Origin of the sequence: uncultured Maricaulis sp. (assembly GCF_947259345.1) — a bacterium.
In the GTDB taxonomy this organism is placed as follows: Bacteria; Pseudomonadota; Alphaproteobacteria; order Caulobacterales; family Maricaulaceae; genus Maricaulis.
Window position 1 is genome coordinate 1 of sequence record NZ_CAMYLS010000001.1, and the last position, 17,712, is coordinate 17,712.

The window sequence follows — 17,712 nt, forward strand, 5'->3', positions numbered from 1 at the left end:
CCCGCCTGCCATCCGGGCATTCCAGTCTGGCGCTGTTGCGTCGCCAGGCGGGCGGGAAGGCCGCTGAACGGGGGACAGGTAGAATTAACGCGCATGGCGACGTTAATTCTACCTGTCCCCATTTCGGCCAAACAGCCTATCCCGCTTGGCCAAACGGCTTGGCGATGCTACCTGCCCGCTCCATGACCATAGATCCGTCCCTCATCCGCAATTTCTCCATCGTGGCCCATATCGACCACGGCAAATCAACGCTGGCCGACCGCCTCATCCAGGTGACGGGCGGGCTGACCCAGCGCGAGATGAAGGAGCAGGTGCTCGACAATATGGAGCTCGAGCGCGAGCGGGGCATTACGATCAAGGCCCAGACCGTGCGTCTGGACTATACGGCGAAGGACGGGAAGACCTATGTCCTCAACCTGATCGACACGCCCGGCCATGTCGACTTCGCCTATGAGGTCAACCGCTCCCTGGCCGCCTGCGAAGGCTCCCTCCTCGTCGTCGACGCCTCCCAGGGCGTGGAAGCCCAGACCCTGGCCAATGTCTATCAGGCCATCGAGGTCAATCACGAAATCGTCCCGGTTCTCAACAAGATCGACCTGCCGGCCGCCGAGCCGGAGCGGGTCAAGGAACAGATCGAGGATGTGATCGGGCTGGACGCGTCTGATGCCGTTGAGATTTCCGCCAAGACGGGCCTCGGCATCGAGGATGTGCTGGAGGCGGTGGTGAAGCGTCTGCCACCGCCCAATGCCGGCAATCCGGACGCGCCGCTCAAGGCGATGCTGGTCGACAGCTGGTATGATGCCTATCTCGGCGTGATCTGTCTGGTCCGCGTGATCGACGGGACGCTGAAGAAGGGCATGAAAGTCCGCCTGATGGGCACCGGCGCCGCTTACCCGGTCGACGGGGTCGGCGTCTTCCGGCCCAAGAAGGAAGCCATCGACAGTCTCGGCCCGGGCGAGATCGGCTATCTCAATGCCTCGATCAAACAGGTGCGGGATGCGCGGGTCGGTGACACGGTCACTGATGACAAGCGCCCGGCCGACAAGGCCTTGACCGGCTACAAGCCGGCCCAGCCCGTGGTCTTCTGTGGCCTCTTCCCGGTCGACAGTGCCGAGTTCGAGGATCTGCGCGAAGCGATCGAGAAGCTGGCCCTCAATGACGCCTCCTTCTCCTACGAGATGGAGACCTCGGCGGCGCTCGGCTTCGGTTTCCGCTGTGGCTTCCTCGGCCTGCTCCATCTCGAAGTCATCCGCGAACGTCTCGAGCGCGAATACAATATCGAGCTGATCACCACGGCGCCGTCCGTGGTCTATCGCATCATCATGAATGATGGCTCCGAGATCGATCTGCACAATCCGGCCGACATGCCCGATCCGGTCAAGATCGACACCATTGCCGAGCCCTGGATCAAGGCCACCATTCTGGTGCCGGACGAGTATCTGGGCGGGGTTCTCAAACTCTGCCAGGACCGGCGCGGCAACCAGGTCGAGCTGACCTATGCCGGCAATCGCGCCTTGGTCGTCTATGAGCTGCCGCTCAATGAGGTCGTGTTCGACTTCTATGACCGCCTGAAATCGGTCACCAAGGGCTATGCCTCCTTCGATTATCAGTGGATCGAGGATCGCGTCGGCGACCTGGTGAAGATGTCGATCCTGGTCAATGACGAGCCGGTTGATGCGCTGTCCATGGTCGTCCACAAGGCCCGCGCCGACATGCGGGGTCGGTCCATGTGTGAAAAACTCAAGGATCTGATCCCGCGGCACATGTTCAAGATCCCGATCCAGGCCGCCCTCGGTGGCCGCATCATTGCCCGCGAAACCCTGTCCGCCCTGCGCAAGGACGTGACCGCCAAATGTTATGGCGGCGACGCCTCGCGCAAGCGCAAGCTTCTCGACAAGCAGAAGGCCGGCAAGAAAAAGATGCGCCAGTTCGGCAAGGTCGAAATCCCGCAGGAAGCCTTTATCGCCGCGCTCAAAATGGATGATGATTGATCGGGGCTTGCCTTCGGCTGATCACGCGCCATCTTCTTGACCAAGACACGCATGCCTCAGGGAGATTGATGATGCGCCGCCATATCGCTGCCAGCCTTGCTGCCCTTGCCCTCACCGCTTCTCCGGCCCTCGCCGAGCTTGATGCCGGTGATGCCGCCGCCGATTTCACCGTCTCCGGCTTCCAGGCCGGTGAGCCGGTTTCCTTCCACCTCGCCGAGGCGCTGGAAGAGGGGCCGGTCGTGCTCTTCTTCTTCCCGGCCGCCTTCACCTCGGGCTGCGAGGCCCAGGCCGCGGCCTTTGCCGAAGCGATCGACCAGTTCACGGCCGAAGGCGCGCGCGTCATCGGTGTGACCGGCGGCAATACGGACCGCCTGGCCGAGTTCTCGACCCAGCATTGTGCCTCGGCTTTTCCGGTCTTTGCCGTCGAGGACGGCATGGCCCGAGACTATGATGCGCGCATGATGATGCGTCCGGGCTGGACCAATCGCACCTCCTATGTGATCGATCAAAATTCGACGATCGCGTTTTCCTGGTCCGATATGAGTCCTTACGAGCATGTCGATCAGACACTTGCCGCCGTTCGTGCGCTCAACATCGAATAATCTTGCGCGCCGACCGGTCGGGGCCGGGGCGCGGTAGCGATATCATGCAGTGGACAAGCGCGTGGACATCGTGTTGCGGTGCGCCATGAAGGGAGGCGATTCTGGCCGCCTCGATGTCCTTGGGAAGCTGCGTGATGTCCGACACTGTCGTTCTGTTTGAAAATGTCCACCCGGTCGCCGATATCGCCTTCAAGGCCGACGGCTATGCCATCGAGCGCCACACGGCGGCGCTGGATATCGAGGCGCTGCATGCGGCCCTCGGGCCGGCCGTGCTGGCTGGCATCCGCTCGCGCACCAAGATGAACCGGGCCGCCTTCGATGCCGCGCCCAATCTGCGGGCTCTGGGTTGTTTCTGCATCGGCACCAATCAGGTCGATCTCGATGTCGCGGCGGATCGGGGCATTCCGGTCTTCAACGGTCCCTTCGGCAATACGCGGTCCGTGGCCGAGCTGACTCTGGCCTCGATCATCATGTTGATGCGCGGCATCCCCATGCGTTCCGGCGCGGCGATGCGCGGCGAATGGCAGAAATCGGCGACCAATTCGCACGAGGTCCGCGCCAAGAAGCTGGGCATTGTCGGCTATGGCAATATCGGCTCGCAATTGTCGGTGCTGGCCAGCGCGCTGGGCATGCATGTCTATTTCTACGACACCGAACCCAAGCTGGCGCACGGCAATGCGCGCTCCTGTTCGAGCCTGGATGAATTGCTGGAAGTCTCGGACGTCGTGACCCTGCACGTTCCCTCAACCGACCAGACGCGCAATATCATGAGCCGCGAGGCGATCGCCAAGATGAAAAAGGGCGCCATCCTGATCAATCAGGCGCGGGGCGATCTGGTCGATATCGACGCGCTCGCGGCGGCGCTGGAAAGCGGTCATCTGATCGGCGCGGCGGTCGACGTTTTCCCCAAGGAACCAGCGTCCAAGGACGAGGCCTTCGTTTCTCCCCTGCAAGCTTTCCACAACATCATCCTGACCCCGCATATCGGCGGCTCGACGCTGGAAGCCCAGCAGGCCATCGGCGAGGACGTCTCCGGCAAGCTGGCCCGCTTTGTCTCGCTGGGCGCCACCAAGGGCGCGGTCAATGTCCCCGAGATCGAACCCGGTCAGATCAAGCCCGGCCGGACGCGTCTGTTGAGCTTCCACTCCAATGCGCCGGGCTTCCTGTCACGGCTCAATGATGCGGTCAGCGCGTCGGGCGCCAATATCGCCGCCCAGCAACTCGAGACCCGCGGCCAGCTGGGCTATGTCGCCGCGGATCTCGAGGGCGATCTACCGGCCGGTTTTGTCGACCATATCAGCGCGCTGGACGGATCGATCAGCGCCCGGCTGATCCGCTAGGTCGACGGGGCGACCCGGGTCTCCCACCGGCGGCGGTTGAGGCCGACGATCAGCAGCCAGCCAGTGAATACGAATTCCGGCAGGGCGGCGGGAATAAGCAGCAAACCGCCGACCCCGGACAGGGATGGCAGTCCGAAATGTACGATGCCGAGCGCCAGATAGCTCAGGCCTGACAGCCCCATGAGGATGCCAAGAAAGCGCGGAAAATAGCCGGACCGGACCAGCAGGATGCCGAGCGCGCAGCCATGCAGGCCGAACAGCATGAGTGCGAGGATATAGCCTTCATTGTGCAGGCCGAGGAAGGTGAGGGCGAGTGTGCCGGCGGCGCCCGGCTCGAGCTGGCCGGCAATGGCAGTTTCGCCGAGCAGGATCAGCGGCGCTGTCTGGGCGAGGAGGGCTGCAACCAGGACAGCACTCATCACCAGGCGAACCGACAGGGCCAGTAGTGCGAGGCCGCGGTCCACCGGGGCCAAGAGGCGGTAGAAGGTCACGGCCAGCACAATATCAAGCACCAGGACCAGGAAATCGGCGAGAAGGCCCAGGCGAAACAATCCGTTCCGGCTCTGGATCAGTTCGGCGGTGGCGCCGGCATCCTGCCAGTCGATCAGGCTGCCGCGGACCGCCATCTGGGCGAAGATTCCGCAGAGGATGATCGCAAGATAGGCCAGGCCGGACAGGCGGGCGAGCGCGACAGGATGGCGGGGGGGTGCGGATGTGCTGGGCATGTGTGCTCCGATGCGGATCTGGTTGTGGCGCCGATGCTCGCGGCCCGCGCGGCTCGCGTCTTGCCGATTTCCGAATCGGCGCATCTTCCCATGAAATGGGGCCGTCTGGTCCGCTAGACGCCCAGCGCCTTGGCCAGCCCGTCGACCGTCCGCACATAGCTGGCGCCGGACCATTCGCAGGCCGCGATCACCACATCGCGCTTGGCGATCAGGCCGAAGCCGATGAAGCGATCGGCGGCACCGGCCTCATAGGCTTCGAAATCCGTCATGCCGTCACCGACCATGATGGTCTCATCGGCCTGTCCGGAAATCGAGGTCAGGATTTCGGCCTTTCCGCCATTGCGCGAGAGCGGGTAGTCCGTATCCAGGCCGGCGACGCGGTCGTCCTCCCACACGAAGCGATTGGCGTGAATATCGCCCTGTCTGAAGCCGAGATCGGCCAGAACCGGTTCGAGCAGGTCGGCAAACCCGCCGGAGATCGCGTGCAGCGTATCACCCTTCTCCCGCAATCGCGCGAGGAGCGGGGTCATGCCCGGTGTCACACGCTGCCGCAAATGCTCCGCAACCGCCGCAACGCCGTCGCGGTCGAGGGCCGCGAGTTGCAGGCGCGCCTCCAGGCTGTCGCGCAGAGCCATGCTGCCGGACATGCCGGCCTTGGTGATCTCGTGCAGACGGGCCTTGGCCGCGGCCCGGTCCGCGCGATCGGCGAGGGCGGCTTCCAGCGCGGTATCCAGCGACTCCACGCGCAGCAAAGTCGAGTCCACATCAAAGGCGATCAATCGTGTCACAGGCCTGTCCTGGTCTCGTCCGGCGCCAGATTAGAGAGACACGACACGCTTGTCAGTCTTCAAGCCAGCTTGCGGGCAGGATCACCGGGCCGGTCTCATTGGCCGGACTCGTCGTGAGGTTGGTGATGGCGCCGGAACCGAGGTCAATCCGGAAGATGTCGCGGGCCTCGCTGTCGGCGGGCAGGCCCGTGAAAACCAAGTGCTGGCCCGTGCTGGACCAGGCGGAGGCAAGGTCATGACCGGGACGTGCGGTCCAGCGCCGGGCCTCGCCGCTCGCAAGCTCGAGTGTGAAAATCTCGGCATCCCCGTCGACGAACATGTCAAAGGCGAGCCGGTCATTGTTAGGCGACCAGGCCGGATGACCAAGATAGGTCGCACCATCTAGATAGACCCGCTCCTGCCCGGTGGCCATTTCGTGCACGACCAAACTCCAGCCAGCCTCGGTCCTGCGGGCAAAGGCGAGGCGGGTCTCGTCGCCGGACCAGGCCGGGTAGCGCTCGATCGCGTCGGACATGATGACCGGGGCGGCCGCGGGGCGCCCAAGGGCGCTGGCGAGCGTGACATCACCGCTTTCGGCATTGCCGGCACTGACCCGGTCGCTTTGCGGCAACCAGACCGGCAAGGCCTCGCCGTCGAATGGACCCAGGCTTTCGCAGCCTGGCAGGCGGCGCGCCTCGGCCGGGTCGGTGGCGAAGTCGGCATACACACCGCTCTGCTGCGCCGGGCGGATCCGTGGGCTGCCCTGGGGGCCGGGCCCGGCGCAGATCATTTGCAGCGGTCCGCCCAGCAGGGGGACGGCAAGAATATCGCCGGCGTCATTCGCATCGCTGGCGAAGAGAACAAGGTCGTCATGCCCATCCGCAGGTGACGGGGTTGGTGCGCAGGCCCAGAGGACCAAGAAGAGCAGGCTTGATCCGGTTGCTGCGCGACCCGCGGGCATCAGGCCGGGGCGCCCGCGCCGATCGGGCAGACCACGCCGGTGCCGCCGATCCCGCAATAGCCGGACGGGTTCTTGGCCAGGTATTGCTGGTGATAATCCTCGGCATAGTAGAAGGGCCCGGCCGGTGCGATCTCGGTGGTGATCGCACCCAGGCCAGCCTTTGCCAGTTCTGCTTCATACGCCTTCGCCGACTGCCGCACCGTGTCGAGCTGCTCGTCCGCCGTCGTGTAGATGGCCGAGCGATACTGGGTGCCGCGATCATTGCCCTGTCGCATGCCCTGGGTCGGGTCGTGGGCTTCCCAAAAGCGTTTCAGGATGTCCTCAAGCGATATCAGGGTCGGATCGAATATCACACGAACAAGCTCGGCATGCCCGGTCGCGCCGGAACAGGTCTCTTCATAGGTCGGATTGGGTGTCGATCCGCCGCCATAGCCAACCGCCGTATGCCACACGCCGGGCGTCTCCCAGAAGATCCGCTCGGCGCCCCAGAAGCAGCCCAGGCCGAGATGCAATTCCACCATACCCTTCGGACGCGCCATGCGGATTTCGCGCCCGGTAATGAAATGCACCGGCGCGGTGGCAATGGGGGTCTCGCGACCGGGCAGGGCCTGGTCAGCAGGGATGATTTCGGATTTCCAGACAGGGTCTGACATGCGGGGGCTCCAGCGCCACGGGATCGACCCTCAAAATAGGTGTCCCGCGCGCAAAAACCAGAGCCCCCGTCCGCTGAAACTGCGTCAGCTGCCGATCCGGCTCCGCTCGATGCGCTGGAAGGGCTGCCAGGTCTCGCCGGCATCGCCACTCGCTTCGATCAGCATGCTGTGATGGTCGCGGTCGGCGATCTCGATGGTGAGCCGGAAATGCGTGCGCGAGCCGTCCGCATTCACGAAGGGCGTGTCAGCGCGCAGATCGTCGACGACGAGGCGGTTATCGTCTTCCATCACGCCCTCGTACACATCCATATTGCCCCAGGTATCGTCCAGCGCCACCAGCCGGAAGACATCCCGGTTCTGGTCGTACTGGATCGTGGTTTCCAGGCGCCAGGGCTTGACCGGACGCTCGGGCACATCCTCGCGCAGGGCCATATTGTCGAGCAGATAGCGGATGGTGACGGTGTAGGCCGTCTCGCCACCGGTCCAGCCGCCCTCGCGGTCACTGTCATACTCCCGAACCGACCAGGCGCCGGCCAGCGGTGCCAGCCGGTCCATCTCCGCGCGGGCTTCTGCCCCCCAGCTGCGGCGCATGGCCTCATCCTGAGCGAGCACGGCCGACGCGGCTCCGGCGAGCAGGCCGAAGACCAGGCCGCAAGCGGCCCATTGTCTGATTGTCATGAATTTCCCCTGTGACCAGACGTGAATGACGAATGGCCCCCTTTCGCCGTCAGATTGCCGTTCCGACCGGCGACTGACAAATGACGTCTTCGAAAGGTGCGAAAGCTGCCCGAGACGCCTTGCAGGATGCGCCGCGATGGGTATAGTCCGCGCCTTCGCGGTGAGGTGGCCGAGTGGTCGAAGGCGCACGCCTGGAACGCGTGTAGGCGGGTAACCGTCTCGTGGGTTCGAATCCCACCCTCACCGCCACATATCTTCTTGAAATAATTAGATAAAACGGCGCCGCGCAATTCCCGCGGTGTCTCCGCGCCTTCGCGGAATTTTCCCTGCATGGAGACTTGGGTGTCTCGGCGATCCGGGCGCGATATGGCCCACCGGTCTCTGTTCGCGCTTTCGGGCAGATCGGGTAGGGCGATTTCCCTGTTCTCCCCAGATCGCAGGGAAATTGGCGCGAAATAGCCCCATATCCCCGATGCAGGGAGGAATTAATCGCGACAATTCAGTGGGTTGTGAGGTATTTCCCTGCGCCGAATAACAGGGAATTGGCTTTCCCTGTTACCGACAAGAACAGGGAAAATTATTTCGCCGAACAGAGAATTTTGCCGTCGATAAATCCAAGCGTTCTGGCCTGCTCATGCCAGTCGAGCGCAATGGGATGGGTCAGGAGATATTGCAGTGTCAGCTCGGGCGGTTGACGGCCGTCGAGGATGGCGGTGGTTATCTCCGGCGAGAGGAAAGCCAGGCGGATGCGTTGTCTCACCGGACTGTCAGTCCATCCGTAGCGCCTGCCGATCGCGGCCAGGGAGATCCCGCGCCGGGTTTCTGACATCCACTGGCGGGCCTTGGCGATGGCGTTGATCAGCGTCTGGTCGGGCGCGCGTTCGAACTGACCGGTGATGATCTTGATCTCGACGCCGCGCCGGCGCAGCTCAAAGCCGGTCTCGATCCGCAGCTTGTCGGGGTCGATTGAATCGGGAGCAATCCCGAGTGCGCGGGCCATGCCCGTGCCCGAGAGCTGGATGGTGAGATGTCGAGGTGCGATCAAGACCCGCTCCACGAGGGCCCGAACCACCTCGCCGTCGCGGGCGCGCAGCCGGTCATGGATGCTGCGCATACCATCTTGCGCCCTGTAAAGCGCGATGGGATCGGCATCGTGAAAAAGCGTATCGCCGGCTTCGGCGAGGTGGTCTGCGATCGCGCCACACACGGCCCGCTCCATTTTGAGGGCGGGCAGGCGCCAGCCGGAGGGGTCATCCTTGCTACCTTGCATCAGGCGTCGTGAGACATAGTAGCGAATGCGCTTGTGCCCGGTTTGTGTTGCTCGCCGAGAGTGGCTGGGCGTCAACCGGTCACCCGTCTCATCGAAGAGCTTGCCGGCCAGCAGTGACTTGGCATCAGGCTGTTTGAGTTTCCGGGTGATCGGGTCCCGCACCCGCGGCCGGGCCGCGTGCGCCTGGAGCTTGTCTTGAACCCGGCTCCAGAGCTCGTCGCTGATGATTGCCTCGTGCTGGCCGTCATGGACCAGATGCTTGTGCCGGATGCGCCCGACATAGATCGGATTGGTCAGGATATTGTGGACCGCGCCGTGCGACAGGACCGCGCCACCAAATTCGCGGCCTGACGCGAACACCCGGTGCTTGGATCGGATGCCCTGGTCCCTGGCCTTGGCGGCAACGGCAGAGAGGCATTCGTGCTTATCATAGAGCGCGAAGAGCGTGCTGATGTGTCCCGCCTCGGCAGGATTGATCAACAGGCCCCTGACCTTCGGGTCGGGATCGACATCGTATCCCATGGGCACCATCCCGCCCATCCACAGACCCTTCTTCTTGGAGGCAGCGATCTTGTCGCGAATGCGCTCGGATGTGACCTCGCGTTCAAACTGGGCAAAGGACAAAAGCACGTTCAAGGTCAGCCGGCCCATCGAGGTCGAGGTGTTGAAGGCCTGGGTGACCGAGACGAAGGAGCAGTTGGCGGTATCGAGCCGATCGATCAGGCGGGAGAAGTCCGCGAGGGATCGGGTCAGCCGGTCGATCTTGTAGACCACGATCATGTCGACACGGCCGGCATCCACGTCCGCCATGAGCCGCTGGATGCCCGGGCGTTCCAGCGTACCGCCGGAGATGCCGCCATCATCATAGCGCTCCGGAACCATCTTCCAGCCTTCCGCCTTCTGGCTGGCGATATAGGCGGCGCAGGCTTCGAACTGGGCATCGAGCGAGTTGAATTCCTGATCCAGGCCCTCCTCGGATGATTTGCGGGTGTAGATCGCGCAGCGGATCGTGCGGCGCTCGCGGCTTAAGGGCGTCTCCATCACGCGGCCTTCTTGCGGGTGATGAGGCCGAAGAAGCGCGGGCCGGACCAGTGGGTGCCGGTTATCATCCTGGCGATGGCGGAAAGCGAAGCGTATGTCTCTTCCTTGTATCGATAGCCCTCTTCCACAACATCAACCCGGTGGGTGACGCCATTCCATGTTCGCATCAGCTGCGCGCCGGGTTTGAGTTTGGGGGCGGCGGGCTTGGGTGTTTCGCCAGCGGCCATGGAAAGCAGGCGCTTTTCGAGGCGCGGGCTGATCCCGCCCCTGGCGTCGGCCTGAAGGTCATAGGCCACAAGGCGGGCGAGGAAGGCCTGGCTGAGACCGCGCGGGGGCTTGCTCGCAAAGCTCGCCATCCAGATCGCCACCAGCTCGTCGCGTGACTTATCCAAGAGACCCTCAAGATCGACCACGATCTTGCGATTGCGCCGGGCCATCAGGCCGCCTCGACGAGTTTGTAGCGCGAGGACCGGCTTCCTTCGAACGGGGGCAGTTTGTCGATCTCGTAGCCGGATTTCTTGAGCCCGGTCAGCGCCGCCCGCGTCGTATGGGGGAGCCAGTCGAGTGCGGTGGCCAGGTCGGGCACGGTGGCGCCGGTGTCGGATTTCAGGAGTGCGACCAGGCGGGACTTTTTGGTTGGCGGGGCGCCAGGCTCCTTCGCCGCGGGCTTGGGCGTCTTCTGATCCGCTATCGTGGGCGGCGCATCGGTCAGGGCCGCCTTGCCGACCTCGGTGAGCGCGATCGCCTTGCCGGTCCTGGTGACAAAACCCCGGCTGGAGAGGTGTTCGAGATGGGAACTGAGTGCCGGCCCCGCGGCCGGAAGGCCTGAGAGTTGATCAATCGGGATCGGGCCGTCCTTACCGCTGAGCGCGTCGAGAATAGTGATATGGGCTTTGGTGAGTTTGGACATGATGGGTCTCCGGCGTGGACCCCGCGCGGGATGCGAGGGGCTGCACTGAGACGAGCCCGGGACCTGCAGGGAAGGTGTGACCGGGCGTGATCCGCATGCATGCTCGGGTCGCGGGCCAAGTCCAGTCTCCAGATACACGCCGGCCCGCCCTGGAGAGCAGGACGGGCCGCGGCGATGTCACTATTATTGTCCTGTTTGCCGCCCTGGGGCGTTAGGCCTAGAGGCCCGGTTCGTCGGTGTCCCCTTCTGTTCCCTTTTCAGTATTCGCGTCCTCGTCCGGCAGATATCCATCCCAGGTTTCAATCACGCTGGGCTCGCCATCTTCATGGTAAAGTATCCGCTCGCCGGGCTTTTTGTAGCACTCCTCTTCCGGAATTTTCGCGTGCACAAGTTTGACGACAATCTCCTTGTTCGCACTCTCCCTATCGGCACGGCGTTGTTCGGCTTCAAGGTGTTGAGCCTTGAGCTGATGCACTTTCTCGAACGCCTTGGCATCGCCTTTCATGGCCTTTTCCATAAGTCGCCGGGCCATCAGCTCATCACCTGTCATCACGACGGTCTTCCCGTTCATCCGGACGGTCTGCTTTTCATCAAGCAGGTCAGCCATGTGGGCGGCCACGTCCTTGGGCTGCTTTTTCGGCCGGCCTCGCGGATTTCCACTCTGTCCTTTCTTGAAGCGCGTGTCCTCCGGCGGTTTGCCATATCCAATATCGTAGTCGGCAGCATCCTTGCTCATTCCAGACCCTCCCACTCAAGACGGATCTCGCTCACAAACGAAAAGCGCTCGCCGGTCTGCTCAAGACGAGCGTCCTCACCCGCTGCCGCTTCAAAACGCCGGACGATGAGGTCGCAATAGCGCGGATCCAGTTCGATCAATCTTGCCGACCGGCCGCATCCCTCAGCGGCCAGAAGCGTTGAGCCGGACCCTCCGAACGGATCAAGCACCAGACCCTCCAGCGGCGTCACATCCTTGATCGCATCAGCCACCATGGCGGTCGGCTTGACGGTCGGGTGCATCGCCAACTCGTCGCGCCGGCCTGCTACCCCTGGATAGTCCCAGACATTGGTCCGGTTGCGGCCAAACCTGCCCAGCTGGACATTATTCGTGTGCCGGCCGCCGCGCTTGGCAAACACCGCGACAAGCTCATGCTTTGACCGATAGAGCGACCCCATGCCGCCCACCTCCTTGTTCCAGACGCAAATGTTCTTCAGCTCACCAATCTCGCCCTCGCCAGCAGCCACAAGCTCGCAGATATGACGCCAGTCCATGCAGGCAAACGTGATCCCGCCAGGTCTCAGGGCAGCGCTGATGCGCGCGGCCATGGTCTGGAGAAAGCCCGAGAATTCCACATCAGTCATCTCACCCGACGCCATGACGAACTCGTCGTGAGTCTTCTTGCCCAGCCCGCTGACATGTCCGGCGATCGGCACGTTGTACGGCGGATCCGTAAAACACGTGTCCGCGATCTCATCGCCCAGCAGAGCATGATAGGTCGCGGCATCGAGCGCGTCTCCGCAAACCAGGCGATGCCGACCCAGCAGCCAGACATCACCAAGCCGGCTGACAGGCGGCCCGTCGTCTGGCGGCGGCACCTCCTCGGCCTCCTCCGGCGTCTCTTCACCGGCCAGGATCACATCGATCTCGCCAGTCTCGAAACCGATCGTCTCGATCTGGAAATCCAGATCCATCTCGATCAGCCCGCCGATCTCCAGTTTCAGGAGTTCATCGTCCCAACCGGCTGTCTCGGCCAGACGATTATCCGCAATGACATAGGCGCGCTGCTGCGCCTCGCTCATCCCGGACAGCCGCATCACCGGAACCTCGGTCAGGCCAAGAGACTTTGCGGCCTCCAGACGGCCGTGACCGGCAATGAGATCAAGCTCGTCACTGACCAGGATCGGGTTAGTCCAGCCAAATGCCTGGATGCTGGCAGCGACCTGCTCGATCTGACGTTTCGAATGAGTGCGAGGATTATTCGAGTAGGGCTTGAGTGCGCGAATCGACACCGTCTCTACGCGGAGGTCCCGGATCGGAGCGGTCATGATGCGCCTCCGAAAACGGGCAGTGGAAAGTGTGCGACAACCTCGGCGGCAAGGAAATCGAACTCCGGCTCACAGGCGTAGTAGGTCCGGCCGTTTGCCATGTTTGCCAGGCAGTAGATCCAGAACCAGGATTGCTTGCCGTCGAGATGATCATCGATATCGATCAAACGGTTTGCGAAGTGAATGTGGCCCGGTTGGACCACAGGGGGATTGAATTTAGTCATTGTTACCTCTTTTGGTTTGCTAAAAGAGGTCGTTAGTTGGAGCACTCAGGCAGGTCTGGTTAGCAAAACAAGTGTACTGGTCGTCAAAACAAGTATCCGCTAGATGATATTGCGCTTTTTCACATAGCTCTCGATCGCAGTCCGCGTGCGGGAGGACCAAGATGCGGACGTCAACTTTATGATGACTTGCGTGACCCAGGCCCCGCTCTTTGATGTGGCAGTAACGCTATATTTGGGGTCCGAGCGCGCCCCGATTGTCACCGGCTCACCCGTCAAATATTCCCAAAGCTTACAGAGCTCCTCGACGGCCCAGGGCAGCGTTGCATCGCGTTGACGGCTGAGCTTCTTGCCCGGATTTCCAAACCGGTCGTTGGGCGGGGTATTGAGATGGTCAATGGCGCGCCAGGCTGCGTCTCTCAGGGAGGCTTCGCTTACCTGGCCTGCGGCTAGGGCCTCTACGACGCTGGGCGAGCGTTGCAACTCGGGCGCATCCATCATCAAGAGCTGATCCAGCAGGGCCTCATGGGCTCGCCCATTAAGGTCCAACACGAGAGCGCAATCGATGACCGGGTGCTCAAGCAGGGTTTCAAGCGCCTGGGTGGCCTGCCGGATTTTGAAGGATCGAGCGCCGCGACGATGGCCACATCGAAGCGACGTGCCGATTTCAGTCAACTCAAGGCGCAGCTGGCCTTTGTCGACTGGAACTTTTGACGGTGCGAGCATTTCCAGCCAGCCGTCCAGGTCCTCGTCCGTGAACTCTACTGGTTTAAAATCAGAAAACCCGTCATCGCTCCACGCCTCATCAATTTTTCTGGGCATGCTCTTCTTGCACTCCGTGATCTTTCCGGGCGCATCACGGCAAGCAATCTAGGCTCGGTCAACTATTGTTTGGGCCGCTCTGATCAATGCCAGGGCGGCTTCGGTACGCCTGATCACAGGCCCAAGTGAATTCGGCAGAGGACCCGTTTGGTGCCGGACGGTCAGCGTGGCTGCGTCTTCCAGTTCGCCCGTCGCCTGCGCGGCGAGATGATGAAAGAGATCAATCTCATCCGGGGATGCTGTCACGCCTCGATTGCCGCGATGAGGGCATCCGCGACCTGCGCCATGTGGTGCAGGCGGTAAGGTGTGTACCGATCCTTGCTCGTCGGGCGGTGATTAGGAACCAGACTCATTTTGCGTTTGCCCATATTGGCGACAGTCTGCACCGTTCCGGAGGGCATCAGCCAAGCGCTCTCCAGCTTGGCATTATGGCCATCGATCGCGACCGCAAGCAGGTAGAGGCCCGGATCATCGCGCCAGGTTGATATCCCGACATCAAACTGGACGGTTTGTGGCCGCGTTTCATCCTGGAAGGTCCAGCTCTTGATCTGCAGGCCGATCGCGTGGTGTGTGACCTTGTCGTGGACCATCACGTCGATACCGTCAGCGTCGACCAGAGGCACGTAGCTCGACAGCCGCCCCTTTGATGCGATCATCAACTGGCAGGCCACAAGGATTTCTGCGGCTGTTCCAAGCTGGCCAGACGTGGGCCGTGTGTATGTCGGTTGAGCTTGCATGACATGCACACAAAGGCTTGGGCCCGAGGGGAAGTCAACGCAAAAAGAGACTCATAGTCTGTAGTCCGAAAGTATGCGCCGGTGTCCGTTGCTTGCATGGACATTCGCCAGCGGCTTGCAGACAACATGCGCAAATTCAGGCGCCAAAGAGGCTGGTCCCAGGAAGAGCTGGCCCATCAGGCCGGCGTGCACCGCACTTACATTTCTGGGGTGGAGCGGCTCGTGCGTAATCCGACAATCACGATTGTTGGACGGATTGCGGAAGCGCTTGGAGTCTCTGTTGGCGACTTGGTGGACTGAGGTCCGCTTTGGCGCAGGAGCGGACCCAGGAAACCACGCGCGTTGCCTCAACCCGACAAGATACGGGGCTCGGGGTGGCGGCTGGAGATCTGATCGCTGTTCTGATGGTTCAGCCAGTACTCGAACAGGTCGAGACCAGCATCAAGTTTCTCGACATGGACGACCTCCTTGGATTCCTCTTCGTCATATGGCGCGGCGAGTCCTTCGACAGTGGAGGCGTCGCCAACTACGACATAGCCGAAGCGCTTCAACTTCACCGCATCGACTGTTGCCCGGCCGCGCGCAAACTCAAGGGCAACTCCGGGCTGAACCCCTACGCGGTAGATCTCGGGGCCGATGACCTCGTAATAGGCTTGATCGCCTATTGGGCGATGTATCAACAGGTGCGGCGGTGCCAGAAGGTCGCTCGCGACCTTTACCTGCAGCTTTGTTGTCCTCCCCGCCGTGTTTTCACGGTAGACCTCCAATTCGAGAGTCTCTTCGAGCGCACGGTAGGGGGTCGTCTGGAAGTGGATGACCCCGTTCGATGACATCGCGATCCGGCGCAGGTCCTCCTCGGCTTCGATCGAGGGGAGGTTCGTCAAATACACGTAGGCGACGTTGGCCAATTCCCTCGTGCCCTGAAGGTTCCAACGAGACGACCGTAACTCGCCGCTAGTGACTATGCCGGAGAAGGCTTCGGGACTCGTGATGTGGAACAGAAGAACGTCGTAGTCGTCGTCCGCGCGGCGCCAGCACTGCCCCGATGCATGCCGTGCCAGCCGCCTAGGGCCTTTGACCTCACACCGGTAGAGCTGTGCGCCGTCATCATGGCTTCTAACAAAACCATCGGACCGGAGCTCGAGAACGAGCCGGGTCAGCTTGCTCTCACGCGGACCGCCGACATCGACAGAGATTTGCGCGACATGAATTCCTGGTTCTTTGTTGAAGACCAAGATGGCCGGGCTGAAGAAGCTTGGTTGGTAGAACCGCCATTTGGAACCAAACTCGATGAACAGAATTTCGGGCAATAGCGTGCTGCCAAAGGCTGCGTGCCCGAGCCTCAGTTTTATAAGGCCGTCGAAGCGGTGGAGAACTTCGGCCCCGAGCCCTGCAGATTGCCTTTCCGGCGGCCTGGCAAGCCGTGAATTGTCTGACGTGTTCAAATGTTTGCTCCGTTCCGACAGACTCTCAATTCAAATGCGGGACCAAATGGGGCACAGGTCATGAAACCGCCCCCGATTGTTCAGATGGTGGAGCGGCTCGCAGAAACTTGGCGCTAGCCAACCAACTAAGGAGTTCGAACAAATAACTGACCGGATTGCAGAAATTCAATCTAGAATAAGTTCTGAACGGAATAATTCACCGATGTAAAATGTGGCAGAATGTTCATCGCTTTTTGCAGTGTTTTTCATTTCGTTCAGGGGCATTTCAATAAAGTTGCCGTAGTTCGGGTCTGGTACTGTTGGTTGTTCCCGTAGTCGCGCGAGAAAATCCCGGTTTATTGATTGGCGGATCATAACGCGCCCAACTTCTCGATCGCTAATGCGGACCGGCCGCGGCAAAGTGAAATTAACCTCGCGAATTTGAAAACTGCCATCACTGTGCAACTCCGCCTGATCGAGTTCAGTACGCGCCCGCTGATCTCTTTCATTTACATACTCTTGGCGTTCAGCCTCTGCCCTTTGGGCACGAGATCGTGTGACACCTGGATGTGCGCCAAGAGGAGCAGCAGTGGCTGCTGCAGTCGTTTCAAATCCCGATAGCCGAAGTGCTCGAGAGGCAACACCGCGGGCCGCCGCATCTTCCGCCAACTCTAGCTGTGAACTGCCCAAGCGGAAAGGTTCCTCCACCTTAGGGTCGACGACCGTCAACCGACTTGGTTCGCCATTCTCCATACCTATGCACAAACCGCAAACAAGGCGTTGTCCGCTGTGACCGGGCGGAAACTCAATTGATCTCTTTTGGGCAATGCCGCCCGAGGGCGGTGGCCCAGAATCACCAAGCTGTGCCTCCCCATATTTTCTTCCTGATTGGGTGCCTTTGCATTCGACGACATGCCAAATCCCATTTGTGTCGCGAGCCACGAAATCAGGGGTTTTATTAGGTCCACGTTTGGCGGTGCGGCGTTGAGAGGCACCCAAGGAGGCGGCGACCCGCTGCATAAAATATCGTCCATCGACGATATGGCTGAAGGTTAATCGCTGGCTCAGCCAGTGCATTGGAACGCCCATCCCAAAATCGTCACTCAGGATGGTCTTCTGGTGGGCATCAAGATCGGCAAAACTTTGTGTCAACCGCAAGTCATTGTCGTTAGTTACGGCGGCTAAGTAGCGAACCCAAGCCCAGAACTCACTCAGTGAAACTCCGGTGGATGATGTTGGCGTCGTCAGATAGCCGATCAGCAACAAAGTGGAGGGGATGTTGACTTGATGCGTTTCAACACCGCTGTGAAAAGTAGAAGGAAAGTCCGGAAGCTTTCCAGACCCTGGCCATGTATTCTCACGTACGTCAACGACAAGTGATCGATTCATGATCGCCTTCTTTTAATAGCTTAGAGCAGCGCGGCAAACGAACGGAACCGGATTCAGCATCATACGAGAACTATGGTGCAAATTTCGCTACCAGATCATTTGGCTCGCTCTAAATTAAGTAGTTGGGTGTCAGAGCTC

19 protein-coding genes and 1 tRNA gene are annotated in these 17,712 nt (G+C 61.3%); 5 read left to right on the forward strand and 15 right to left on the reverse strand.

The genetic code is table 11. The features are described 5' to 3' along the window. Positions 1-182: 182 nt before the first annotated feature. The 3 genes from lepA to serA all read left to right on the forward strand — a co-directional run bounded on the left by lepA (position 183) and on the right by serA (position 3,933). On the forward strand, positions 183-1,991 hold the full coding sequence (gene lepA / locus Q0X62_RS00005; protein ID WP_297730273.1) for a translation elongation factor 4: 1,809 nt from the start codon (positions 183-185) through the stop codon (positions 1,989-1,991). Between the two features lie 71 nt (positions 1,992-2,062). Next, on the forward strand, positions 2,063-2,593 hold the full coding sequence (locus tag Q0X62_RS00010; protein WP_297730275.1) for a peroxiredoxin: 531 nt from the start codon (positions 2,063-2,065) through the stop codon (positions 2,591-2,593). Between the two features lie 134 nt (positions 2,594-2,727). Further along, on the forward strand, positions 2,728-3,933 hold the full coding sequence (gene serA, locus Q0X62_RS00015) for a phosphoglycerate dehydrogenase (RefSeq protein WP_297730277.1): 1,206 nt from the start codon (positions 2,728-2,730) through the stop codon (positions 3,931-3,933). Here the strand turns inward: serA and Q0X62_RS00020 are convergent. From Q0X62_RS00020 to Q0X62_RS00040, 5 genes are all read right to left on the reverse strand, one after another. Next, positions 3,930-4,658 (reverse strand): DUF4386 domain-containing protein, encoded by a 729-nt coding sequence (locus tag Q0X62_RS00020; RefSeq protein WP_297730279.1) that lies wholly within the window; start codon positions 4,656-4,658, stop codon positions 3,930-3,932. The two genes, serA and Q0X62_RS00020, sit on opposite strands and share 4 nt — an antisense overlap. A 113-nt stretch (positions 4,659-4,771) precedes the next feature. Further along, a complete protein-coding gene (locus Q0X62_RS00025) occupies positions 4,772-5,446 on the reverse strand; it encodes an HAD-IB family phosphatase (protein ID WP_297730281.1) in 675 nt (224 codons plus the stop codon). Positions 5,447-5,498: 52 nt separating this feature from the next. Continuing rightward, entirely contained in the window at positions 5,499-6,386 is an 888-nt protein-coding gene (locus Q0X62_RS00030) for a hypothetical protein (protein WP_297730283.1), read from the reverse strand. Next, positions 6,386-7,039, reverse strand: a complete 654-nt coding sequence (msrA, locus tag Q0X62_RS00035) for a peptide-methionine (S)-S-oxide reductase MsrA (RefSeq protein WP_297730284.1) — start codon at positions 7,037-7,039, stop codon at positions 6,386-6,388. The genes Q0X62_RS00030 and msrA overlap by 1 nt, the downstream gene beginning before the upstream one ends. An 84-nt stretch (positions 7,040-7,123) precedes the next feature. Next, a complete protein-coding gene (locus tag Q0X62_RS00040; RefSeq protein ID WP_297730286.1) occupies positions 7,124-7,717 on the reverse strand; it encodes a DUF1579 family protein in 594 nt (197 codons plus the stop codon). A gap of 159 nt (positions 7,718-7,876) precedes the next feature. Here Q0X62_RS00040 and Q0X62_RS00045 point away from each other — a divergent pair. Then, positions 7,877-7,966 (forward strand) — tRNA-Ser (locus Q0X62_RS00045). Positions 7,967-8,294: 328 nt separating this feature from the next. Here Q0X62_RS00045 and Q0X62_RS00050 read toward each other — a convergent pair. The 8 genes from Q0X62_RS00050 to Q0X62_RS00085 all read right to left on the reverse strand — a co-directional run bounded on the left by Q0X62_RS00050 (position 8,295) and on the right by Q0X62_RS00085 (position 14,761). Beyond that, positions 8,295-10,028, reverse strand: coding sequence for a recombinase family protein (locus Q0X62_RS00050; protein WP_297730288.1), 1,734 nt, complete (start codon positions 10,026-10,028; stop codon positions 8,295-8,297). Next, a complete protein-coding gene (locus tag Q0X62_RS00055; protein ID WP_297730290.1) occupies positions 10,028-10,465 on the reverse strand; it encodes a DUF2924 domain-containing protein in 438 nt (145 codons plus the stop codon). The genes Q0X62_RS00050 and Q0X62_RS00055 overlap by 1 nt, the downstream gene beginning before the upstream one ends. After that, on the reverse strand, positions 10,465-10,938 hold the full coding sequence (locus Q0X62_RS00060) for a DUF3489 domain-containing protein (RefSeq protein ID WP_297730291.1): 474 nt from the start codon (positions 10,936-10,938) through the stop codon (positions 10,465-10,467). Before Q0X62_RS00060 ends, Q0X62_RS00055 begins: the two co-directional genes overlap by 1 nt. A gap of 217 nt (positions 10,939-11,155) precedes the next feature. After that, positions 11,156-11,674 (reverse strand): DUF5681 domain-containing protein, encoded by a 519-nt coding sequence (locus Q0X62_RS00065; RefSeq protein WP_297730293.1) that lies wholly within the window; start codon positions 11,672-11,674, stop codon positions 11,156-11,158. Continuing rightward, positions 11,671-12,981 (reverse strand): DNA methyltransferase, encoded by a 1,311-nt coding sequence (locus Q0X62_RS00070; protein ID WP_297730294.1) that lies wholly within the window; start codon positions 12,979-12,981, stop codon positions 11,671-11,673. Before Q0X62_RS00070 ends, Q0X62_RS00065 begins: the two co-directional genes overlap by 4 nt. Then, entirely contained in the window at positions 12,978-13,205 is a 228-nt protein-coding gene (locus tag Q0X62_RS00075) for a hypothetical protein (RefSeq protein WP_297730296.1), read from the reverse strand. Before Q0X62_RS00075 ends, Q0X62_RS00070 begins: the two co-directional genes overlap by 4 nt. A gap of 99 nt (positions 13,206-13,304) precedes the next feature. Then, positions 13,305-14,024: a hypothetical protein gene (locus tag Q0X62_RS00080; RefSeq protein ID WP_297730298.1), complete on the reverse strand. Its 720-nt coding sequence runs from the start codon at positions 14,022-14,024 to the stop codon at positions 13,305-13,307. Between the two features lie 242 nt (positions 14,025-14,266). Then, positions 14,267-14,761: a hypothetical protein gene (locus Q0X62_RS00085; protein WP_297730300.1), complete on the reverse strand. Its 495-nt coding sequence runs from the start codon at positions 14,759-14,761 to the stop codon at positions 14,267-14,269. Positions 14,762-14,887: 126 nt separating this feature from the next. On the opposite strand from Q0X62_RS00085, the gene Q0X62_RS00090 reads away from it, so the two are divergent. Continuing rightward, a complete protein-coding gene (locus Q0X62_RS00090) occupies positions 14,888-15,061 on the forward strand; it encodes a helix-turn-helix transcriptional regulator (protein WP_366946079.1) in 174 nt (57 codons plus the stop codon). Between the two features lie 47 nt (positions 15,062-15,108). Here the strand turns inward: Q0X62_RS00090 and Q0X62_RS00095 are convergent, their stop codons facing one another. Both Q0X62_RS00095 and Q0X62_RS00100 read right to left on the reverse strand, forming a co-directional pair. Further along, positions 15,109-16,206 carry a hypothetical protein gene (locus tag Q0X62_RS00095; RefSeq protein ID WP_297730304.1) on the reverse strand — a complete coding sequence of 366 codons (1,098 nt, stop codon included), beginning with the start codon at positions 16,204-16,206 and terminating at the stop codon, positions 15,109-15,111. Positions 16,207-16,371: 165 nt separating this feature from the next. Next, positions 16,372-17,574: a hypothetical protein gene (locus tag Q0X62_RS00100; RefSeq protein ID WP_297730306.1), complete on the reverse strand. Its 1,203-nt coding sequence runs from the start codon at positions 17,572-17,574 to the stop codon at positions 16,372-16,374. Positions 17,575-17,712: the final 138 nt, after the last annotated feature.